The 23051-nt window shown below is 42.3% G+C and carries 19 protein-coding genes, 1 other RNA gene and 1 pseudogene; 14 read left to right on the top strand and 7 right to left on the bottom strand.

Annotation, left to right across the window (positions count from 1 at the left end):
* The first annotated feature begins 17 nt into the window (after positions 1-17).
* The 5 genes from Q4546_RS12400 (at position 18) to Q4546_RS12380 (ending at position 6422) form a co-directional block, all read left to right on the top strand.
* Entirely contained in the window at positions 18-2066 is a 2049-nt protein-coding gene (locus Q4546_RS12400; RefSeq protein ID WP_102440339.1) for a type IV pilus secretin PilQ, read from the top strand.
* Between the two features lie 296 nt (positions 2067-2362).
* Positions 2363-2878, top strand: coding sequence for a shikimate kinase AroK (gene aroK / locus Q4546_RS12395; protein WP_076541984.1), 516 nt, complete (start codon positions 2363-2365; stop codon positions 2876-2878).
* Positions 2879-2886: 8 nt separating this feature from the next.
* Positions 2887-3963: a 3-dehydroquinate synthase gene (aroB, locus tag Q4546_RS12390; protein WP_303446358.1), complete on the top strand. Its 1077-nt coding sequence runs from the start codon at positions 2887-2889 to the stop codon at positions 3961-3963.
* Between the two features lie 24 nt (positions 3964-3987).
* Positions 3988-5496, top strand: a complete 1509-nt coding sequence (locus tag Q4546_RS12385) for an ATP-binding protein (protein WP_303446357.1) — start codon at positions 3988-3990, stop codon at positions 5494-5496.
* Between the two features lie 86 nt (positions 5497-5582).
* A complete protein-coding gene (locus tag Q4546_RS12380; RefSeq protein ID WP_102475816.1) occupies positions 5583-6422 on the top strand; it encodes a Dam family site-specific DNA-(adenine-N6)-methyltransferase in 840 nt (279 codons plus the stop codon).
* A 39-nt stretch (positions 6423-6461) separates the two neighbouring features.
* On the opposite strand, the gene Q4546_RS12375 is transcribed toward Q4546_RS12380, so the two are convergent.
* Together Q4546_RS12375 and Q4546_RS12370 are read right to left on the bottom strand one after the other, a co-directional pair.
* Positions 6462-6644 carry a DUF2970 domain-containing protein gene (locus Q4546_RS12375; RefSeq protein WP_076541979.1) on the bottom strand — a complete coding sequence of 61 codons (183 nt, stop codon included), beginning with the start codon at positions 6642-6644 and terminating at the stop codon, positions 6462-6464.
* A complete protein-coding gene (locus Q4546_RS12370) occupies positions 6644-7012 on the bottom strand; it encodes a hypothetical protein (RefSeq protein WP_102519742.1) in 369 nt (122 codons plus the stop codon). Before Q4546_RS12370 ends, Q4546_RS12375 begins: the two co-directional genes overlap by 1 nt.
* Before the next feature lie 300 nt (positions 7013-7312).
* On the opposite strand from Q4546_RS12370, the gene rpe reads away from it, so the two are divergent.
* The 4 genes and pseudogenes from rpe to Q4546_RS12350 all read left to right on the top strand — a co-directional run.
* Positions 7313-7987 (top strand): ribulose-phosphate 3-epimerase, encoded by a 675-nt coding sequence (gene rpe, locus Q4546_RS12365; protein WP_102440335.1) that lies wholly within the window; start codon positions 7313-7315, stop codon positions 7985-7987.
* Between the two features lie 2 nt (positions 7988-7989).
* Complete coding sequence (locus Q4546_RS12360; protein WP_102440334.1) at positions 7990-8712, top strand: phosphoglycolate phosphatase; 723 nt, start codon at positions 7990-7992, stop codon at positions 8710-8712.
* A 4-nt stretch (positions 8713-8716) separates the two neighbouring features.
* Complete coding sequence (trpS, locus tag Q4546_RS12355; protein ID WP_102440333.1) at positions 8717-9718, top strand: tryptophan--tRNA ligase; 1002 nt, start codon at positions 8717-8719, stop codon at positions 9716-9718.
* A gap of 75 nt (positions 9719-9793) precedes the next feature.
* Positions 9794-9991: pseudogene (locus Q4546_RS12350) on the top strand (EamA/RhaT family transporter); the annotation flags it as partial.
* A gap of 83 nt (positions 9992-10074) precedes the next feature.
* Here the strand turns inward: Q4546_RS12350 and Q4546_RS12345 are convergent.
* The 4 genes from Q4546_RS12345 to Q4546_RS12330 all read right to left on the bottom strand — a co-directional run bounded on the left by Q4546_RS12345 (position 10075) and on the right by Q4546_RS12330 (position 13483).
* Positions 10075-10650 (bottom strand): BON domain-containing protein, encoded by a 576-nt coding sequence (locus tag Q4546_RS12345; RefSeq protein WP_303446356.1) that lies wholly within the window; start codon positions 10648-10650, stop codon positions 10075-10077.
* Complete coding sequence (locus tag Q4546_RS12340; RefSeq protein ID WP_076541969.1) at positions 10647-11240, bottom strand: phosphoheptose isomerase; 594 nt, start codon at positions 11238-11240, stop codon at positions 10647-10649. The genes Q4546_RS12345 and Q4546_RS12340 overlap by 4 nt, the downstream gene beginning before the upstream one ends.
* An 81-nt stretch (positions 11241-11321) precedes the next feature.
* Positions 11322-11648, bottom strand: a complete 327-nt coding sequence (locus Q4546_RS12335; RefSeq protein ID WP_102440355.1) for a YraN family protein — start codon at positions 11646-11648, stop codon at positions 11322-11324.
* Positions 11649-11659: 11 nt separating this feature from the next.
* Complete coding sequence (locus Q4546_RS12330; protein WP_303446355.1) at positions 11660-13483, bottom strand: penicillin-binding protein activator; 1824 nt, start codon at positions 13481-13483, stop codon at positions 11660-11662.
* An 89-nt stretch (positions 13484-13572) separates the two neighbouring features.
* On the opposite strand from Q4546_RS12330, the gene rsmI reads away from it, so the two are divergent.
* Entirely contained in the window at positions 13573-14415 is an 843-nt protein-coding gene (gene rsmI, locus Q4546_RS12325; RefSeq protein ID WP_102440330.1) for a 16S rRNA (cytidine(1402)-2'-O)-methyltransferase, read from the top strand.
* Between the two features lie 113 nt (positions 14416-14528).
* An RNA gene (rnpB, locus tag Q4546_RS12320) (RNase P RNA component class A) lies at positions 14529-14872 on the top strand.
* Between the two features lie 62 nt (positions 14873-14934).
* Here the strand turns inward: rnpB and Q4546_RS12315 are convergent.
* Positions 14935-16206, bottom strand: coding sequence for a YeeE/YedE family protein (locus Q4546_RS12315; RefSeq protein ID WP_102440329.1), 1272 nt, complete (start codon positions 16204-16206; stop codon positions 14935-14937).
* A gap of 385 nt (positions 16207-16591) precedes the next feature.
* Here Q4546_RS12315 and Q4546_RS12310 point away from each other — a divergent pair, with 385 nt between their 5' ends.
* The 3 genes from Q4546_RS12310 (at position 16592) to Q4546_RS12300 (ending at position 22989) form a co-directional block, all read left to right on the top strand.
* The gene (locus Q4546_RS12310) at positions 16592-19672 is read left to right on the top strand and encodes a chemotaxis protein CheB (RefSeq protein WP_303446354.1); all 3081 of its coding nucleotides are present in this window, start codon (positions 16592-16594) and stop codon (positions 19670-19672) included.
* A 50-nt stretch (positions 19673-19722) separates the two neighbouring features.
* Positions 19723-21978 carry a GGDEF and EAL domain-containing protein gene (locus Q4546_RS12305; protein WP_102519729.1) on the top strand — a complete coding sequence of 752 codons (2256 nt, stop codon included), beginning with the start codon at positions 19723-19725 and terminating at the stop codon, positions 21976-21978.
* 279 nt (positions 21979-22257) lie between these two features.
* Entirely contained in the window at positions 22258-22989 is a 732-nt protein-coding gene (locus Q4546_RS12300) for a histidine phosphatase family protein (RefSeq protein ID WP_303446353.1), read from the top strand.
* The last annotated feature ends 62 nt before the right edge of the window (positions 22990-23051 follow it).

The following is a 23051-nucleotide window of genomic DNA, read 5'->3' as shown; positions in this document are numbered from 1 at the left end:
CGAAGGATGAGGGAATAATGAAATCTTCTGCCTCGATGCAAAAATCGACCACAAAAATATCACTGTTCAGAACCGTACTCGGTGCTGTGTTGTTGCTTGGTGCATTACCAAGCGCGTTAGCTGCGAATAAATTAGTGGATGTAAAGTATCATTCTATTGTTGATCACCAATTAGAATTAGAATTGGTGTTCGAATCTGACATTGTTCAGCCTGAAGTTGATTTGAAGGCGTCACCTGCTCAAATTCTATTAAGTTTTGACGATAGTATTTCAAGCCTCGATAAAGACGATATTACTATCGATAGAGTTGGGGTTGAGAGTTTAAAAACCTCTCAACAAAATGGCGCACTGAACATCGTTGTAGATTTAGCTGAGGTAAAACCTTATCAAGGCAAAGTGGTAGGTAATACTTACCGTTTAACGGTTAACGATACTGTATCTGGGCCTGATAGCGCTGATAACCCATTTGTAAATGGCATTGATACTATTGATTTTCGCCGCAATAAAAATGGTGGTGGCGATTTATTAATTCATTTAGATAATCGCTCTGTTGCTGCCAACGTAGCTCAGGTTGGCTCTAAATTAGAAGTGAAATTGTATAACACAGATATTAAAAGCGAGCTTTTATATGTGATGGATGTACAAGACTTTAATACACCAGTCACGAGCTTTGAGACCTTTAAAGAAGACTTAACTGCCCGTTTGATGGTCGATGTTGATGGCAACTATGATTACACATACAAGCAAGACGGTAATGTGTTCAAAGTGAGTATTAATAAAGTAGAACGTGCCATCGTTGCTAAGGATGACAAAAAATATAATGGCCGTTCTTTGTCGCTTAACTTCCAGAATATTTCTGTAAGAACAGTACTGCAAATTATTGCTGATTATAATGATTTCAATTTGGTCACCAGTGATACCGTAGAAGGCAATATCACTCTACGTTTAGATGATGTGCCTTGGGATCAAGCGCTAGATTTAATTCTCCAAACCAAAGGGTTGGATAAGCGTATTGAAGGCAATATCTTAATGGTTGCCCCAAGTGAAGAGCTGGCTATTCGAGAAAGGCAAGATTTGGCTAACAAGCAAGAAGTCAAAGAGTTAGCGCCGCTTTATTCTGAATATATTCAGGTAAACTATGCAAAAGCGGTCGATATTGCCGAGTTGATGAAAAGTGCTGATTCAAGCTTATTGTCAAATCGCGGTAGCGTTGCGGTTGATGAACGTACCAATACTTTATTAGTCAAAGATACCGCAGATACTTTAGAAACTATTCATCGTTTAGTTGAAGTACTGGATATCCCGATTAAGCAGGTATTAATTGAAGCCAGAATGGTGACGGTTAAGGATAACGTCTCTGAAGATTTAGGCATTCGTTGGGGAATTACTGATCAACAAGGTGAAAGAGGTACCTCTGGGTCACTAGAAGGCGCTAATGATATTGTTGCTGGGGTTATTCCTGCACTAAGTGACCGCTTAAATGTGAACTTGCCCTCTTCGGCCTCTAATGCTGCCAGTATTGCATTTAGTGTGGCGAAAATGGCTGATGGAACCGTACTTGATTTAGAGCTAAGCGCGTTAGAGCAAGAAAATAAAGGCGAAATTATTGCGAGTCCACGTATTACCACTTCAAACCAAAAAGCGGCCTATATCGAACAAGGTGTAGAGATCCCTTATGTGGAGTCTGCCTCAAGTGGTGCCACAACTGTGTCATTTAAAAAAGCAGTGTTGTCATTACGAGTAACCCCGCAAATTACCCCAGATGACCGTGTCATTCTTGATTTAGAAATTACTCAAGATACCCGTGGTGAAGTTGTTTCAACTGGTACGGGTGAAGCGGTTTCTATTGATACTCAGCGAATTGGTACTCAGGTGCTTGTTGATAATGGTGAAACCATTGTATTAGGCGGTATTTACCAGCAGAACTTAATCAGTCGAGTTAGTAAGGTGCCAGTATTAGGTGACATTCCTCTGGTTGGTTTCTTATTCAGAAACACATCAGATACAAATGAACGTCAAGAGTTATTGATATTCGTGACACCGAAAATCGTGACTGAAAAGCTGTAACAGCGAAAAATAATCATGCCAGCTTAATTGCTGGCATTTTTTTGCCTTAAAATAATTAATTGCTTGATTATATTAAGGTCATTAAACATACCATCATTTTTTAAACTCGCTGAATCTAGGGTTAAATTATTTATTTTTAATAAACTCACTATAAATCGCTCACATCACTTGCAACAACTGGTGCATAACTGAGATAATCCTCCGTCAAGTCTCATTAGAGCAAGGTTAAATAATAGGTCGGCTTGAGTTTAAGTCGATAAGGCATACTTTTCATATAAGATTCAGACGTATATACAATGGCTGAAAAACGCAATATTTTTCTGGTAGGCCCTATGGGCGCAGGTAAAAGCACAATTGGTCGTCACTTAGCCCAACTGCTGCATTTAGATTTCCACGACTCAGATCACGAGATTGAGCAACGCACAGGTGCAGATATTGCATGGGTGTTTGACGTTGAAGGCGAAGAAGGTTTTCGTCGACGTGAAGCTCAAGTCATCGCCGACCTTTCGGAAAAGCAGGGCATTGTCCTAGCTACTGGCGGCGGATCTGTACAAAGCAAAGACATTCGTAATCATCTGTCGGCTCGCGGTATCGTTGTATACCTTGAGACAACAATTGATAAGCAAGTGGCTCGTACTCAACGTGATAAACGTCGACCTTTACTTCAGGTAGATGATCCACGTGAAGTGCTTGAAGATCTTGCTGACGTTCGTAATCCTTTGTATGAAGAGATTGCAGACGTAATAGTTAAGACTGATGAACAAAGCGCGAAGATTGTCGCAAATCAAATTATTGAGCAACTCGGTTTTTAGGTAGGTTTATGCAACAAGTTCAGGTTGAATTAGGTGTAAGAAGTTATCCCATTTATATTGGCCAGAATTTATTGCAACAAAACGCTTATCTCACCGATTACCTTTCCGGTAAAAAAGCACTTATTGTCACTAACGACACCATTGCTCCGCTGTACTTGAAACAAGCGCAGCAAGCTATGGCATCTTGTAGTGATATAGGTGTGGTTGTATTGCCGGATGGTGAACAATATAAAGATTTAACTCACTTAAATTTAATTTTTTCTGCACTGTTAGAAAATAATTATGCCCGTGATTGTGTAATCGTAGCACTAGGTGGCGGTGTCGTTGGTGACATGGCCGGCTTTGCTGCATCTTGCTATCAGCGGGGAGTTGAGTTTATTCAAATTCCAACCACCTTATTATCTCAAGTGGACTCTTCTGTTGGTGGTAAAACCGCAGTAAATCATCCGCTTGGTAAAAATATGATTGGGGCTTTTTATCAGCCACAACTGGTATTAATTGACACCGATTGTTTATCGACATTACCTGCAAAAGAGTTTGCTGCAGGAATGGCAGAAGTCATTAAATATGGCGTTATCTGGGATAGCGATTTTTTTAGCTGGTTAGAGCAAAATGTTGCTCCATTAAAAGCATTAAATACCGAAGCATTAAGCTACGCGATTGCTAAATGCTGCCAGATAAAAGCTGATGTCGTTACCCAAGATGAAACAGAGCGTGGTGTACGGGCACTGCTAAATTTAGGCCATACATTTGGTCATGCTATCGAAGCTGAAATGGGCTACGGTGTATGGTTACATGGTGAAGCTGTTGCTACCGGAACCATTATGGCGGCGGTAACATCGCAAAAGTTAGGTCTAATCGAGCAAAAAGATGTCGATAGAATTATTCGTTTGATGTTGGCGTTTGATTTACCGGTAAGCTCTCCTGATTCAATGAACTTTGCTGACTTTATTAAGCATATGCAGCGAGATAAAAAAGTTCTCGCGGGTCAAATTCGATTGGTTTTACCCACCTCAATAGGCTCTGCTGATGTATTCTCTGATGTTGAAGAGTCTTTATTAGCTGACGTCATTAGCCAAGTTTAAGCTTTTTTGTCTAATGGTGGAGCTGTGGACATTCAACAAACGCTTTTATTACCTTCCCAAGAAGCTTTAGTTCAGCGGCTACAACATATTGCCAGCTATAGTGAGCAGCTAGTATTAGTCTGCGGCGCTAAAGGTTCAGGTAAAACCACCTTAGTTACAGCATTGGCGAGCGAGCTTGATAACTATAACTCTGCGTTGGTTATCTGCCCAATGCACGCTGATAGCGCTGAAATTCGGCGTAAAATACTGATCCAACTGATTTCATCACCAATTTTTGATGATACCTTACCGCTATCAGATACCTTAATTCGCATCCAATCTAGCTTAACAAAACCGCTGCATATCATTATTGATGATGCACATTTGCTGCCTAAAGAATTATGGGCAGAATGTATAGTGCTGACTCAAATCCGTTGTGCGGATAAACCGGTATCACTGACTTTTACGGTCACCACTGAATCATTTGCAGAGTTTAATGAATTAACTAAAACCATGAAGGATTTATTGCTTCATGTCGAGGTAGAGCCATTATCCTTAGCTGAACGTGAAGGCCTATATCGCACTTTATTAGTTAGAAGCAATAAAACGCCATTTATACCTCGCGAAATCATTCAATCACAAATTGAAAAACAAATGGGTACTCCTACCGAAGTGATTGAGTTACTTAAGCTTGCGCTTGAGGATAAGGTTGAAGAGCCAAAACGCTGGCCAAAATATTTTCCCTTAGGGGTGATCAGCTTGCTGCTGTGCTTAACCTTAGCGATTGTCGGTTTTTTTTATAATGAACCCGCAGCAGAATCTATTGAAGCAAACCAAGTTAACTTTAGGGCTTACCAAGCGCCAGAATCTCCAGCGCAATGGGCAAACCATCATTATGGCCAAAGCTTATTATTGCCTTGGCTTCAATTACATTTGCCATCTCAGCAATCTTTAATAGCGGCTAATGAGCCAAGCGATCTTGTTTTACAGCTGTTTACTGAGCAGCAAATATTAACCAGCACTACAAAAAGTGGCGCAGTTGAAATCGAAGCAGCAAACACTCAACAGGATTACCAGAGCGTTCATACTGTGGCTGTTGAATTAGTGGCTGTTGAATTAGTGGCTGGTGAATTAATAGCAGCTGAGTTAGTGGTAAATGAAGATATTGATACCGCTGAAGTTGATGAGACATTGGTCATTATTGAAACCGATAAGCTACAGCTTACTGACAACAGTGCAGCGCTGAGCAATACTGACGATATTGCCACAGCCAATGAAGCGTTAGCCGAGCTGCAATATCGAGCGGGTTACACATTACAACTGGCGAGCGTTATCGAACCCAAATCACTTAACAGTATCTTGTTAAAATTAGATAATGAAACCGCTGTAATTCGTGCTAATTATAATAAACGTCATGTTGTCTTATTTGGGCAGTTTAATAACGCCAGCCAAGCACAAGATAAAGCGCTTAAATTACAAACCGAACTCGGTTTAAGTGCCCCTTGGGTTCGAAAATTCAGCGATCTTCAAGGTTATCAACTTAGTTCAAATTAATTAGTTAAAGCCCTTAAATCAGCAATGATTATTCTCAATAAAAAGAGTACAATCATCTGCTTTAATTTTGCTAGTAAATGGTATTCATGACTAAAAAGCATAGAGCCTTTCTTAAATGGGCGGGTGGAAAATTTAAACTCGTTGATGAGCTAGCAAAACATTTACCTCAAGGTGAAAGGCTAGTTGAGCCTTTTGTCGGTGCAGGATCAGTGTTTCTCAATACTGACTACGACTCATATCTGCTATGCGATATTAATCATGATCTAATTAACCTCTATAATATTGTTAAAAGTCAGCCTGAGAAATACATTGCAGCAGCAAAGGCCATGTTTGTTCCAGAGATGAACGTGAAAGAGCAGTATTACCGAGTACGTGAAGAGTTTAACCAAACTCAAGATCCGTTTTTACGCTCCGTTTATTTCTTATATATGAATCGTCATGGTTTTAATGGTTTATGCCGTTATAACCGTAAAGGCGGCTTTAATGTCCCGTTTGGTTCTTACAAAAAACCTTATTTTCCTGAAAAAGAACTGCGTTATTTTTCTGAAAAAGCTCAAAAAGCGATTTTTGAGTGTGTGGGTTACGAGCAAGCATTTGATATGTCAAAAGCAGGTGATGTCATTTATTGTGATCCTCCTTATGCTCCGCTATCAACTACAGCAAGTTTTACGACCTATGCCGGCCCAGGTTTTAGTCTTGACGACCAAGCGCTATTAGCGAGAAAGTCTCGCCACACTGCACTTGAGCGTGATATCCCGGTACTGATCAGTAATCATGATATTCCACTGACTCGAGAGCTATATCGCGGCGCAAAAATGGCCTCGATAGACGTACAGCGCAATATTAGTCAAAAGGGTAATTCACGTAAGAAAGTAGCTGAAGTGATGGCGTTATATGATCATCATTATCAAGAAGTTATTGATTAAATCTTGAGTTAAGCAAAGGCTTAGCTGATAAATAGTGGCTTAGCTCAGTACCTGCTTAACAATCAATATTAGCGATAAAACCATCAGCACTGCCAGTGCAATGCCCATAAAGATGAAGGGTAAGGGTGATCGACTTTGCTTAAAATCACGTTGGCGATTATCTTCCGTTTGCACCCCAAAAAATGCGGCGATAGTACTGGTAAATACCTGCCAAATAGACATTAAAGTGCGTTAGGGTTATTCGTTGGCATATCACTTATTGGTCTATTGTGGTCATTACTATGCAGTAACTCCAATAAATCTAAAAAGTGAAACTGACTTGAGCGGCTATTGCCTGTTACCCAACTTCCCCAACTGACATTATCTGAATCAACTGCACAGCGGTTAGTCGGATGGCTACTGGGTAAACTCGCGTTATAGGCAACATTGTCAGAGCAATCACATTGCTGAGCTTGCAAGGCGGGCTCGCTTTCTGACATGAAAAAGTAGGCAACAAGCATTAATGCGCTAGTCGAAAATAAGCTAACAGCAGGTTTTAATGTTACTTTACCTGTTTGCGTAGTACTCATTTTTAGCTGACGGCACATCATAAGGGCTATCCTTGTCTTATACTTTCAGAAATTATTCAAAAGGGATTAATCATCTATCTACATTGGCACATACGCTGCCTAGCAGAAGATTGTTCACAATACACAGTGACATGTGTCGCATTATAGCAAGTTTGTTTAGATATTGAACAGTCATCATGTGTGATCTAGATCAACTTAATATCGACATAGCACTAAAATTTACATTTCTTGCTGTTGAAAAAGTTTTATTAGCGATTGAGACTAGAGCGATTTCTCTGCAAAGGGTAAAATACTGTCACTTATAACCGCCTCGAGAAGACTATGCGTCCATTTTTGATTGCCCCATCTATTTTATCTGCCGATTTCGCCCGTTTAGGTGATGATGTTAAAGCCGTTTTAGATGCCGGTGCTGACGTTGTTCATTTCGATGTTATGGATAATCATTATGTGCCTAATTTAACCATTGGCCCTATGGTATGCAAAGCGTTGCGGGACTACGGCATTACTGCTGATATTGATGTACATTTAATGGTTAAGCCAGTTGATAGTCTAATTCCTGATTTTGCTAAAGCAGGCGCATCAATTATAACTTTCCACCCAGAAGCCACAGAACATCTTGATCGCAGCCTACAGCTGATTAAAGAATCAGGCTGTAAGGCAGGCTTAGTGTTTAATCCTGGTACACCATTACATTACCTTGACCATGTGATGGACAAATTGGATGTGATTTTATTAATGTCAGTAAACCCAGGTTTTGGTGGCCAGTCATTTATCCCATCGACACTGGCTAAGCTTAAGCAAGTGCGTGACATTATTGATGCCAGCGGTTATGACATCCGTTTAGAAGTCGACGGTGGGGTAAAAGTAGATAATATTGCTGAAATCGCCGCTGCAGGCGCCGATATGTTTGTCGCAGGCTCTGCTATTTTCAATCAACCTGATTACAAAGTAGTTGTTGATCAAATGCGTGATGAACTAGCAAAAGTTGAAGGCTAATTATGACAGTATTTTCTAATATTAAAGCCATCGCTTTTGATTTAGATGGAACACTTATTGATAGTGTTCCTGATTTAGCTGCGGCAACTAATGCAACACTAACAGAGTTATCATTACCTAACGCACAAGAAGCGCAAGTTAGAAGCTGGGTTGGCAATGGTGCCAATATGTTAATGCGCCGCGCTTTAATGTTTGCTCAACCACAAGTGACTGATACGCAGGCTATTGACGCTCAATTAGAGCAAGTTATGCCAAGGTTTATGCACCACTATGGGCTTCATTTAGAAAAACACAGTAGCTTGTACCCTAACGTGTTAAGCACCTTGAAGCAGATAAAAGCTGCTGGCTATAACATGGCAATTGTGACTAACAAACCGTACAAATTTACCACACCGTTACTTGAGTCTTTTGGCATAAGTGCGTTTTTTGATCTTGTACTTGGTGGCGACTCGTTAGAAAAAATGAAACCCGACCCATTGCCATTAACGCATATTTTGCAGCAATGGCAACTTGAGCCAGCACAACTGCTTATGGTAGGTGACTCAAAGAATGACATACTCGCTGCGAAATCTGCCGGTCTAAGCTCAATTGGCTTGACCTATGGCTACAACTACGGTGAAGATATCGCCCTGAGCAGCCCAACGGCAGTATGTGAACAATTTAATGAAATTTTAGCGCTACTGAATTTATCCGCTGAAATGAATGCAACATCAATGGAGCAATAAACGAATGACTGCAAAACCTATCGTGTTTAGTGGTGCTCAACCATCAGGTGAGCTGAGTATTGGTAACTACATGGGCGCACTTCGTCAATGGGTTAACATGCAAGATAGCCACGACTGTATTTATTGCGTAGTTGATTTACATGCAATTACTGTAAGACAAGACCCTGCGAAACTACGTGAAGCCTGTTTAGATACCTTAGCTATTTACCTTGCATGCGGTATCGACCCTGAAAAAAGCACGGTATTTTTACAATCTCAAGTTCCGCAGCATACACAGCTGAGCTGGGCGTTAAACTGTTATACCCAAATGGGTGAGCTAAGCCGTATGACCCAGTTTAAAGATAAGTCGCAAAAGCATGCAAACAACATCAATGTTGGCTTGTTTGATTACCCTGTATTAATGGCTGCAGATATCTTGCTATATCAAGCTAACGAAGTACCTGTTGGTCAAGATCAAAAGCAGCACTTAGAGCTAACCCGTGATATCGCGACGCGCTTTAATAATGCCTATGGTGATACGTTTGTCGTGCCAGAGCCGTTTATTCCGCCAACGGGCGCAAAAGTCATGTCACTGCAAGAGCCGACTAAGAAAATGTCTAAGTCGGATGAAAACCGTAACAACGTTATTGGTTTACTTGATGATCCTAAAGCGATTATGAAGAAAGTGAAAAAAGCCATGACCGATAGCCAAGAGCCACCAGTGGTGCGTTTTGACGTTGAAGAAAAACCAGGCGTTTCAAACTTATTAAGCCTGATGTCAGGTTGTAATGGTCAGTCAATCGAGTCAATTGAAAAAGACTTTGAAGGCAAAATGTACGGTCACTTAAAAGTCGCTACCGGTGAAGCAGTTGTCGCTATGCTTGAGCCGCTGCAAGAGCGCTACCGTGAGATTAGAGCCGATGAAGATTATCTTAATGCAGTATTTAAAGCCGGTGCTGAAAAGGCACAAGCTCGTGCAGAAGAGACGATCAAAAAGGTCTACGAGAAAATCGGTATGATTGTGTAGTATCTGTTTTTTTAAGACAAAAAAAGCCAGCATCAAGCTGGCTTTTTGTGAGCTGCCAATAAAGGCTAATGGTTTGAAATCGCCGTGGCTGAATACTCAGGATTACTATTTTGTGTCATGTTTGGATGGGTATGGTTTGGGGAATGGTTAGATGGGCTCGGTTGGCTGGGAGCTGGGTTGATTGTGCTGCCGACAACACTCGTTTCAATATGTGGAAAAGTCTTGATAGCCAAGCGTAAAGTATTGGCTAATAGGTTGGTCGAAACGCAATAATAGAAGGTTACTCATTAGCAACAGCCAATAAAAATAGTCTATACAAACTCTTTTTATTGGCAGTCTAATGATGAGTTATTGAGCTAGTCATCTTTATCGACGTACTCAAATACTTTGATTACCTTACGTACACCAGAAGTATTGCGGGCGATATCAACCGCAATATCCGCTTGTTCGCGATCGATTAACCCCAGTAAAAATACCTCGCCGTTTTCCGTGATCACTTTAACTCGGGTCACATCCAAAGACTTCTCATTTAGCATCCGCGTTTTAACCTTGGTTGTTACCCAAGTGTCGTTGCTGCGAGTGGTAAATGAGGTAGGGTTACCAATGCGAATTTGATTATGTAATTTGCCGCCAATTTCCAGCTCTTGTACCGTTTTAATGGCTTTATCCCGCAACATTGAGTTAGGAGATTGACCAATCATCAATACATTACTGTTTAACACCACACCGGTAATATTGGTCTGGTTATGAATATCTTCATGCTTAGACAGTGCGCTGGTAATTTCAAAGTCGGCATTGGTATCACTGATTTGTGTCGACATACTACGCTCATCATTGACCATTTTGGCCCCGCCAACAGCACCAACCATCACCATGCCAGCGCAGCCTTGAAGAAGGAAAAGTATTGCTATGACAAGAGCCGTTTTTATCATGCTTGCTCGTCCTGTGGGAACAGAGTGCGGTCAATATTGTCACATAAGCAGTGAATTGCTAATAAGTGAACTTCTTGAATACGCGCAGTGACATTGGATGGAACTCGTACTTCAACATCGCCAGCGCTCATCAAGCCCGCCATAGCGCCGCCGTCTTTACCGGTTAATGCCACAATAGTCATGTCACGGCTTAATGCAGCTTCCATGGCTTTAATGATGTTACCTGAGTTACCGCTGGTCGAAATTGCTAATAAAATATCACCTGGTTGACCCAGTGCCATGATTTGCTTTGAGTAAATTTCGTCATAGCTGTAATCGTTAGCAATAGCTGTAATGGTTGAAGTGTCACAACTTAACGCGATAGCAGGTAGCGGTGGACGCTCAATTTCATAGCGGTTTAATAACTCAGCTGAGAAATGCTGCGCGTCACCTGCACTGCCACCATTACCACAGGCTAGGATCTTGTTACCACTTAAAAGACATTGCACCATCATTTCAGCCGCTTTCTCAATCGACTCTGGTAATGCTTCAGCAGCATCAATCTTGGTTTGAATTGACTCTGTAAAGCTATCTTTAATACGTTCTAACATGGGTTAAATCCTTACAAGGTAAAGTGTTGCTAGCATGCTTTATTTCTTCAATTGAGCAGCATTATAGCTAAAAATGGCTGTTTAAAAACACCCCTGAAGCCATTGAATGTCGGTTGTGTTAATGGCAACCATATCAAAACGGCATGGGGCATTGATTTTATGGGTTTGTATATACTGTTGGGCTGCTTTTCTGATGCGAGAAATCTGTGCTGCAGACAGGGCGGTGAGTGCGCCGCCAAATTGGGTTGATGAGCGAAATTTTACTTCAACAAAGACCCAAGTTTGTTGGTCGCGCATGATTAAATCAATTTCACCAAAGCGGTAACGCTGATTTTGAGCCACAAACTTAAGGCCTTGCTGTTCAAGGTAAGTACGTGCGGTTAATTCAGCCTGTTGGCCTTGACCCACAGTTGACGACATCATAATGGGCGCAGCTGGCCTCGTTGGTATTTACCCCAACTGAGTTTACGTTCAATTACGCCATTTTCATCCACCGATAATGCTCCACTACGACCATTAAACTGGTAGCCAGGAAAGGCGCGCATTTGCGCTAAACGATTGACTAAATCAAGGGCGTCATAACCCATGATGTATAAACGCTTCTGGCTGTTATTCCAATTGCTCCAGAGTTTTTTGACCATGGTGGTTTCAGTATTCGTGCCCATTAACCAAGGGATATCACTGATCATCAGGTTGTTAAGCTCTTGAGCCGATTGAGTCGAGCTGCCACTTAAACGGCTGCGGCTGGTGGTATACAGGGCAACCGGATCGGCAAACACACTAAAATTGACGTCTAAAAAGGGCTTTAATAGCACTAAATCTTTTGCGGCTGAGATCATGTAAATAGCATCAATATCACGACGTGAGCGAAAATCAGCTTCAATATTGTTGCCAATCAGCTCTTTTATTCTAGCAATTCGCGCTTGGCTGTCTTTAACACCTAAGGCTTCTTGTACTGTTAGCTTCATCTGATCGCCGCGATCATAAAAGTGGACTTCAGCATTGTCTTCAGTGAGCTCAAGCCACTTTTTATTAAAGCTTTCTGCCATACGTTTACCCGTTGAGTCATTACTGACTAACAATAACGGTAGCGTGATGCCATCTTCATAGAGTTTTTGCGCAGCATCGCTAGCTTCTTGTGCTGGCGATAATGAAAAGTAAAACTGATCATTTTTTGGGGTAAAGCTGTCGGTTTGATTTAAATACAGCTGCGGCACAGTGAGCAAATCTTGCTCATTAAGTGCTTGTAGCTCTTCAACCGCGGAAGGCAATAGCGGCCCAATCACAAATTCAGCACCAGCAGCAATAGCAGCTTGATAAGCTTGCTCAACCCCAAGGTTAGTGTCAAAGAAATTAAGCTCAACATTGTCTTCAAATGCCGCCATATAGCTGGCAATTAAACCTTGTCTAATTGGCTCTGCAACACTGGCTCGTCGGCCTGTTAACGGCAATAACACTGCAATATTTTGTGGTTTAAAAGGTTTGGCATTTAAGGCTTGTTCTAAATCTGATGGCAGTTTCGCAGCGCCTGGGTGATTAGGGTTGGCTTGTTGCCACTCACCTAAGTAACGAACTAACTGTGAAGGGTCAACCGCATAATGTTTGGCAATGTAGGCTAGTTGCAACCAGCCTGAAAAAGTGGGATTACTGCGATCACCCATAAAGCTTTTAATGGTTTCTTCATGCAGTGGTTGTAGCGTGCGCCAAATGGTGTCATTCACTTCAAAGGCTTGCTGCTGCGGAAGATATAAACTGAGTAAACTTAATTGTCTAAGCTCATCAATCGGCTGCTTAGTTTGATTATATAAGCGGGCTTTATATTGATGATAGGAGACTCTTTGCCATTGAGGTAATTTCCACTGGCTAGGATAGCGTAAAATCGCTAAGGCATCGGCATCTGAACTGGTGTTTTCAGCCACCCGCGCAGAAAGGTAAATATACTCAGCCTGAATGCTTGAATCACTTTGCAAATCAGCTTTCATCGAGGTCAAAAGCTTGTTTGCGGCAACAAAATTGCCATCATTGATATAAGCATGTGCGGCAAGTAGCAAATAGCGGTCGCGAATTTGCGGCTGTTTAGCATTGCTTGCTGCAGATAAATAAACATTAGCCGTTTGTTCAACGGATGCCATTGAGCTATCAATAGCCTGTTTATTTTCAGTAGGTTGAGTCGCACAACCAAATAACACGGCTGATAAAATGGCGGCGAAAACAAATTTAGTTGTATTCAGTCTTTTTAACACAGGGCTTCACTCTGGTAAGATGCTGACTCTAGTTTAACCTGCTCTTTCACTTGGCGAAAGTCTTGATGATAGTCAATACAGAGGTAGTTATGGACCTATCGGTCGCACTTTATATCGTTCCCACTCCTATAGGCAATTTAGGAGACATCAGCAGCCGTGCAATCGAGGTGCTTAATAACGTTAAACTTATTGCCTGTGAAGACACGCGTCATAGTGGTAAATTGCTCAGTCATTTTGGCATTGAAACCCGTAAGACGGCGTTGCATGATCATAATGAACGTGACAGAGCCCAGTGGATTATTCAAAAGCTGAGTAATGGTGAAGCTGTGGCACTTATTTCTGATGCGGGCACGCCGCTCATTTCAGATCCTGGCTACCACTTGGTCAAACAGGTGCGTGAAGCAGGTTACAATGTTATTCCGTTGCCGGGCCCTTGCGCAGCAATTACCGCCTTAAGTGCATCAGGATTACCTTCAGATCGTTTTTCATTTGAAGGCTTTTTACCTTCAAAAGAAAAAGGCCGTTTAGACAAATTATCAGCACTTAAAGAAGACTCAAGAACCTTAATCTTCTATGAATCACCACATCGCATAGTGCACAGTTTAGAGTCAATTGTGGCGGCATTAGGCGAAGACCGTGAAATTGTCATGGCCCGTGAAGTGACTAAAACCTTTGAGACCTTTTTATCTGGCGCAGCAGGCGCTGTACTGCAACAAGTTAAAGATGACTTAAATCAGCAAAAAGGCGAAATCGTATTAATGATCCATGGTCACCGCAGTGACAGTGATTCAGAAATACCCACAGTGGTGATCAATACTTTAAAATTGCTATGTAAAGAACTGCCACTTAAAAAAGCCTCGGCATTGGCTGGCGAAATCTACGGCCTTAAAAAGAATGCGCTTTACAAATACGGTTTAGAAATCGGTCTATAGAGAATAGGTTGAGTTGAGTAGTTAGCTCAACCTGTTTACCTCAGCTTCATATGGTTTGCCATAAAGCCATATTTTAGTTGGTGTGTTGCAGTGGCTTAGGCTATAATCCGCGCCGAGTTGGCCAGACAGTTGCTGCGTTCGCAAGAACGGGGAGGAAAGTCCGGGCTTCAAAGAGCAGGATACCAGGTAACGCCTGGGCGGTGTAAACCGACGACAAGTGCAGCAGAGAGGAGACCGCCAACTTCGGTTGGTAAGGGTGAAAGGGTGCGGTAAGAGCGCACCGTGCGGCTAGTAATAGTTCGTAGCAAGGTAAACTCTATCCGAAGCAAGACCAAATAGGGTCCCGTATGGCGCTGCTCGCGTTGGGACCGGGTAGGTCGCTTGAGCCTGTGAGCGATTGCAGGCCTAGATGAATAACTGTCCAAGACAGGACCCGGCTTATCGGCCAGCTCACCTAATAGTACGAAGCCCGCTTATCGAAAGATAAGCGGGTTTTTTGCTGTCTAGTCTATCAGTAACTTATTTCATTACCGCTTGTTGGAAACGGTTACCTGCAATGGCGCCGATGACAAGTACCAGTAAATATACCCAACCAGATAATGAGAAATTAGCAATTGGGGTGAACAAGGCGCCGACATTACAGCCGTTAGCAAAGCGTGTACCAAAGCCCATTAACAGTCCACCTAAAGCAAACAATGCCAGCTGTTTTGTGGAGTGGTTTATGGCAAATGAGAATTTAAATTTACCCATAAATAACACCGCGATGAGCGTGCCTAAGAAAATCGCCAAGTTTTGTACTGATACCCCGTGTTCAAAAAAAGGCGTACTGAACATGGCTTCTGGTCGTTGGCTTATTTCGGTAATGGTGTTCATTTCAACCCCAAACAACATCAAACCTTTAGCAAACCAAATACCAAAGGGGGTCGATGCGCCCCAGCCTGAGCCAGTACTTGCCATCATGATGCCAAAAATAACGGCAATAACTAATGCTGTGGTGCGCATTTGCCACAGGCTGGCAAGCCAGTTTTGATATGTTTTACGGCTAAATAACGTGAACTGTGTGTCTGCATCACGGTTAACGCTTTGGGATTGAAGCTGTTGACGCTCAATTTCACCGGCGACACCTAAGTATGAGCCTTTACGGCGGCGATAGTTTTCATATTTTTTGGCAATAATCACCACGGTTAACGCTAAAACTATGGTCACTAAAATTGACATGAAGTAACCATTTAGCGGCGTGCCAGCAAACAAGTCGGGTAAAAATACCCCTTTACCTTGATAGCTTGCTGATGAAAACCAGCTATCCGTTATCCAGCTTTGGCTGCTTTGTAATGGAAAGCCAAAAAAGACTCCCGCGCCAAAAAACACTAAGGTAATTGCCGCTCTTGGCACATCACTGACAAACTCCACCATCATCCCCGTTGCGCAGCAGCTGGATAAGCTCATGCCTGCACCAAACATGATGCCGCCAATCAATAGCCCTGCATTAATGGGGTTAATCCATAAATCATAGTGCTGGCTATCAGCGTTAAGCAATAAACCGGCATTGATGATGGCAGTGATCACAAACATGAACATCAGGGTTTGCAATAATTGAGTAGAGCCGCGGCGGTAAGCGCGGTTAATACTGCCTGCAAAACCGATGGCGCCTTTGGCTAACGCAAAGCCTAAACTAAGGCCTAATAACAAGCGTAAAAACAGCCCGTCATTGGCTAATTGAGTCGCACCAACCACTAAGGTTAATAGCAAAATGGCAACGGCCATCACCGCTTGATTTTTATTTATTTCCACTAGACCAATCCACTACATTTGATAACAAACTAAAAACAGAAATTAAACAAATGGCATTATTTTCAAGTGTTTAAGTGCATCTGCTATTTTTAGGGCGATTATGGTGAACTTGCCTGTAGGTGTCTATCACCATCGGCTGGTTTAACTAGACCGCTTTGTCATAACTCATGCGATAAGGTGAATGAAAATGCCCGCGACCTAATAGCTAAATCATCCGTTACATGATCGCTTAGTGAGCGACCTAGTGAACAAATGGGCAGCAATAACGACCAATATATGTATTAAAGTCCTTATTAATCAGTAATGAGGCTAAGTTTATTGAGTTTCTTGCTCATGGGGCGCATTATCTAAACTCGACTTCTTTAACATAAAATCACTTCAAATAATGAAAAAGCCCAATGCTGCTACCGCGCCGACTCCGCTGACAACTGATGTAAAAACGTCGGCGACAAAGGCTGACTTTCCTATTATTGGTATTGGTGCTTCTGCTGGCGGCCTTGAGGCCATTGAGCAGTTTTTAAGCCAGGCTAAAGCTGATTGCGGTATGGCTTTTGTGGTGGTGCAGCATCTAGACCCTCACCATAAAGGCATTATGTGTGAGCTGTTGCAGCGTGTAACCCCGCTTAAGGTGCTACAAATTAGCGATCGCATGATGGTTAAGCCCAATCATGTATATGTTATCCCGCCCGCTTATGACCTAACTCTTTTAAATGGGACATTACTGCTATTTCCTCGTGTTGAGCCCCATGGGTTACATTTACCGATAGATTATTTTCTTAAGTCTTTAGCGGCTGATAAACAGACTCAAAGCATTGCGGTGATTCTGTCGGGAATGGGCTCAGACGGCACGCTTGGGTTACGGGCTATCAAAGAAAAATTTGGTGCAGTGTTTGTACAGCGCCCTGATACGGCCAAATTTGCCAGTATGCCTAAAAGTGCCATTGATACCGGACTAGTTGATGCTGTAGCACCCGCAGATGTGTTAATGGATAATGTGGTTAATTACCTCAACCACATGCCTATTCAGGTTGAAAATACTGAACAAGATCACCACGACATTAAAAAAGTCATCGCCTTGCTGCGATCCCATACAGGGCATGATTTTTCCCGTTACAAAAAAAGCACCATTTATAGACGTATTGAGCGGCGCATGGCTTTGCATAAGCTCACCAGCATTGCTGACTATGCTCAGTATTTACGCAGTAATGCCCAAGAAAATGAACTGCTGTTTAACGAGTTACTCATTGGTGTGACACACTTTTTCCGTGACAGTCAGGTTTGGCTGCAGCTTCAGGATGAGGTTATTCCAGCATTGCTGGCTAAACACCCAGAAGGCGGCACCTTGCGAGCTTGGGTACCTGCTTGCTCTAGCGGTGAAGAGGCTTATACATTGGCAATCGTGTTTCAAGAAGCCTTAAAGCAAGGGAGTTATCCCCAGCATTTTGAGTTGCAGATATTTGCCACCGATCTTGATAATGACGCGGTTAAAAAAGCCCGAGCTGGGATCTACCCGGCGAGTATTGCAGATGATATTGCTCAAACGCGATTAGATCATTATTTTGTGGCCAATAAGGCAGGTTACCGCATCGGTAAAGAAATACGGGAAATGGTTATTTTTGCCCAGCAAAATCTGGTCACCGATCCACCATTTACTAAGCTTGATTTAATCAGTTGTCGAAACTTGTTTATCTATTTAGAAGCGGATTTACAGCAAAAGCTGATCCCCTTATTTCATTACAGCTTAAATCCTGGTGGGGTGCTGGTGTTAGGCACCTCTGAAACCATAGGTAAAGACGACGTCCTGTTTAGTGCTGTGCATGAAAAACTGCGTATTTATCAGCGATGCGAGACAATTGAACCGATTAATTTAATGAGCTTTCCAAGCAGAACCTCAGGTGGCTATTCACCTGAGCAAATGTTTGAAAAACTGGTGCCCGCTAAAACCCAAGGAGTTGATGATTTGAACTTAGAAGACTTGACCCAATCGCTGTTGCAAGAGCACTTTGTGCCAGCGGCGTTGTTGACCACAGAGCAAGCGGATATCGTCTATATCAATGGTAAAACTGGCAATTATTTAGAGCCCGCAGCCGGTAAAGTGAATCACAATCTATTTGCAATGGCTCGTGAAGGTTTAACTGCGCCCATAAGTGAAGTGTTTAATCGGGCTGTGCGCCAAAAGAAGAAGGCTGAACTAAGAAATATTAGTGTGGGGACTAATGGCAATACAGTGCAAGTGGATGTGAGTGTGCAACCATTGCTGCAACCTGCAAGTCTGTGTGGCATGGTATTGGTGCTGTTTAGTGAATCATCAATGCAGACTTCGGCTTTAAGCACGCACAGTAGCGCTGATGGCGTTGATAGCGCTACTGATACTGATGAAATAGTTGCCTTAAACCAAGTCCTGCAACAGGCTCGGGATGATTTAAGGATCACCACCAATGAGATGCAGTTTGCACAAGAAAACCTCAAGTCGACTAATGAAGAATTACAAAGCACCAATGAAGAGCTGCAAAGTACTAACGAGGAGCTGACCACCTCTAAAGAAGAAATGCAGTCGATGAATGAGGAATTACAAACCGTCAATCATGAGCTAAACACTAAAGTTAATGAGTTGTCAGAAGCCAGTGATGACATGAAAAACCTGCTTAATAGCACCAATATTGCCACCTTGTTTTTAGATAGCGATCTTAAGGTGCGCCGTTATACCACTGAAACACGCAGTATTTTCAAACTCATTGCCAGTGATGTTGGTCGTCCGATCACTGATTTAGTTAGCTCGTTAATTTATCCCGCCTTGGCTGATGATGCCTGCGAAGTGCTGCGGAGCCTGATATTTCAGCAAACAGAGGTGCAAACCCATGATGGTCGCTGGTATATCGTGCGCATCATGCCTTATCGCACCCAAGAAAACCTCATCGATGGCGTAGTGATCACCTTTAGTGACAATACTGAAAACAGAATGGCGAGTATTGCCATGACGCAATCGGAATCGCGATTCCGATTATTATTTGAAAATTCCTCCCATGCAGTTGCCTATAAAAGAATCATTTTGAACAATGACAAAGCGGTAGACTTCAACTATCTTGAAGTAAACAACGCTTATGTTGGCATAACCGAACTACATGACGTAATTGGAAAAAATGGCAGTGAAGTCATTCCTAACATCCTCCAATCTAATAGTGATTTTATGGCTGCTTGTGGTCGCGTCGCTATGTCTGGCAAGCCAGAAAAAATTGAGTATTACGTAAAAGAAACTAAGCAATGGTTTGAATGTTCAATGTACTCACAACAACAAGGTCTGTTTGTTTGTGTGACTGAAAACATTACCGATAAAAAGCACAACTTAAAAACCTTAAATAATGTAAGGGAAATACTTAAGCGGGGGAATAACTCCTCTGAAGCAGAGCTTAGGAATTTATTGGTGGATGTACAAAATAATCTGGAGAAACTTTGCAAGATGGAATAGCAAAGTGATATCCAAAGGCAAAGGAAGATAGCCATGACCAAGTGCACGCAATGAACAAGGGTATAAAGCCAACTATTCAAAGCCTGAATTCATTGCGTAAGGATTCTATGCAGTGTCAGCATAAACATGATTGCAATGAGTGCAATGAGCGCTGCTCACTAGCGGATGAGGTTGCAGCTGATCGATTACTACATGAGTTACAGGTGCATCAAATCGAATTAGAGATGCAGCAAAAAGAGCTAATAGTGGCCAGAGATATCGCCGAATCAGCCGCTGCAAACTATCAAGCATTATATGATTTAGCCCCAGTAGGTTATGTTTCGCTTAATCGCACTGGGCATATCACTCAGGCTAATTTTACCGCTGCAAGTATGTTAGGTATGCCCCGTAAAAATATACTGGGTAAACGCCTTGGAGCATACTTAACTGAAGACTCCCTACTGCAATATAACGCTCACCTTGGCAATACTTTTCAAGGCGTTGACTCTCCAGACAGTGAGATAAAACTTAACATCGATAATAAGCTAAGCACGGTACAGTTAAAGCTTACTATTAACGAAGATGGCCTTGAATGCCTTAGCGCACTGACAGATATTACCGCCACTAAAAAATCTGAAATAAAATTAAAACTTGCCGCCAGTGTTTTTAGTCATGCTCATGAAGGCATCATGATCACCGATTTAAAGGGCAATATCCTTGAAGTTAATGACACTTTCACTCAGATAACGGGCTTTAGCCGTCAAGAGGCCATTGGTAAAAACCCACGAATTTTCAGATCGGGTCGACAGTCTGCAGACTTTTACGACGGTATGTGGAGCACGCTGAAACAGCATAACTATTGGTGTGATGAAATATGGAATAAACGCAAAAACGGCGAAATTTATCCGCAAATGCAATCAATCAGTGCGGTGCGTGATGTGTATGGTAAGGTCATGCACTATGTCTCAATGTTTACTGACATAACCGATAAAAAAGCGCACCAGCAGCAACTAGAGCATACCGCCCATCACGATATGTTAACTGGTTTACCCAATAGAGCATTACTGGCCAATAAGTTAGCGCAGGCACTAAAACAGAGCCAGCGACGCGGTAAAAAGCTGGCACTGGCTTATCTTGATTTAGACGGCTTTAAAGCCATTAACGATATCCACGGCCATAGCACTGGCGATCAATTCTTAGTTTTAATTTCACAGGCGCTAAAAAGTGCGCTGCGTGCAGGAGACTTTTTAGCGCGTATTGGCGGTGATGAGTTTGTTGCAGTGCTGAGCGACCTAGAACAGGCCAGTGATTGTGAACCAGTATTACAGCGGATGCTGGTGGCTGCATCGCAAAGTATTATTTGCAATGAAGAAATACTGCAAGCTTCAACCAGTATTGGGGTAACACTGTACCCGCAAAATGGCACCGATCCAGACTTATTGCTAAGACAAGCTGATCATGCGCTGTATCAAGCGAAAGACGCAGGCAAAAGCTGTTATTTATTTTTTGATAAGGACTCTGCTGAAGCCTCGAAAACGAAACGAAAGAGCCTTGAGTGTATTATTCAGGCTTACGAAAACCAAGAGTTTGTTCTTTATTTTCAGCCTAAAGTAAATATGAACACAGGGAAAGTAGTGGGGGTTGAAGCATTGCTGCGCTGGCAGCATCCGCAACAAGGATTATTGCTGCCAGAAGTCTTTTTACCCATGATTGAAGACCACTTAATTAGCATTAAAATAGGCGAGTGGGTAATTGATACTGTACTTAAACAACTAGATGAGTGGCAAGAAAAAGGCTTAACGATTCCCGTTAGTGTCAACATTGGCGCCAGCCAATTGCAAAGTAGTGACTTTGTCGCCAACTTAGCTGCAGCTTTAACCGCTTACCCTAATATTTCTCCCGAGCTATTGGAAATGGAGATATTAGAAACCAGTGCCTTAGAAGATATGGTTAAAATTAGTCAGCGAATGAACGCCTGTTTACAAATGGGCGTTAAGTTTGCCTTAGATGATTTTGGTACTGGTTACTCATCACTTACCTACCTTAAAAGCTTGCCTGCTACGAAATTAAAAATAGATCAGAGCTTTATTCGGGATATGTTAACAGATACGTCTGATCTGGCCATTTTGAAGGCTATTATCGGTTTAGCTGATATTTTTGACCTTGGGGTCATAGCTGAAGGGGTAGAAAACAAGGCACAAGCTGACAAGCTGTTATCACTTCACTGCACTATAGCTCAAGGTTATGGTATTTCTAGACCTATGCCAGCAGCACAGGTGCCTAAGTGGGTGCAAGCTTGGCACTGCAATCCAACTTGGACTGCGTAATTCTTAATGCGAATAAAAGCGCTCTAATTCACTATCACTTACCCTCATAACTCAATTCTTTGCTTCCTAATCAAGTAACTAAAAAGGCTTCTTTTGTATCATGATTAAAGACTGTCGAATCCCCTTTAAAAATAGGCTATGTTAATGAAATAAACAGGTCGCTCTTACGGGCTTTAAATGCTGTTGAGCATGATTTAGCATTTGGATGTAAAAACGGTTTATGGGCATTATATATGGCGCTTAACGCAGCAAATTCAGCATTTAGTGATGGGACTTACCATGAGTAAAATTTTTCTAATTCGTCACGGCCAAGCCAGTTTTCATGCCGATGATTATGATCAGTTATCTGATTTAGGCATTGAGCAGGCTAAGCTGGTGGGGCGATATTTAGCCAATAAAACCATTACGCCAGATCTCGTGATAACAGGCTCAATGTTACGCCATCAGCAAACCGCGCAGCATAGCCTAGATACCTTTGGTTTGGCCGATGATGCACTGATAAGTTTAAGTGAGCAAGATGCTGGCTGGAATGAATATGACCATCAAAATATTCTCGGTGCGTATCATCCTGAGTTTACCAGCCCCAGTAAAATGCGCGCATTTTTAGCTCAAGAGCCCGATCCTCTCGCGGCTTTTCAGCAGCACTTTTTCGGCGCTATGGAGCAGTGGACACAGGCATCTGCAACGGCTAAGTTTAATGAAAACAACCTATATACAGAATCTTGGAGTGATTTTCAGCAACGGGTCATAGGTGTTTTTGAGCGCTTAACCAGCGAGCATCACGGTAAAACCATTTTGGTCTATTCATCGGGCGGACCAATTAGCGTGATTGCCAGTTTATTATTGGGATTGCCGCTAACACAGTTTGTCGATATTAATTGGTCATTAGTCAATGGCGGCGTGACCAAAGTGGTGGCCAGAGGTCAGGACAAGCAGTGGTCATTGTCGTCATTAAATGAGCACGATATATTCGAGCAACAAGGGGATAAAAGGATAATTACATACACCTAAGTGCTTATTTTTGCTGTAACAGCGCCTAAAATGGGCTTAAATAGCCCATGTAAATAATAAAA

Origin of the sequence: Shewanella sp. 4_MG-2023 (assembly GCF_030548015.1) — a bacterium.
Lineage (GTDB): Bacteria > Pseudomonadota > Gammaproteobacteria > Enterobacterales > Shewanellaceae > Shewanella.
The sequence above is the reverse complement of the archived record's forward strand: the minus strand, read 5'-3'. Positions and strand labels throughout refer to the sequence as shown.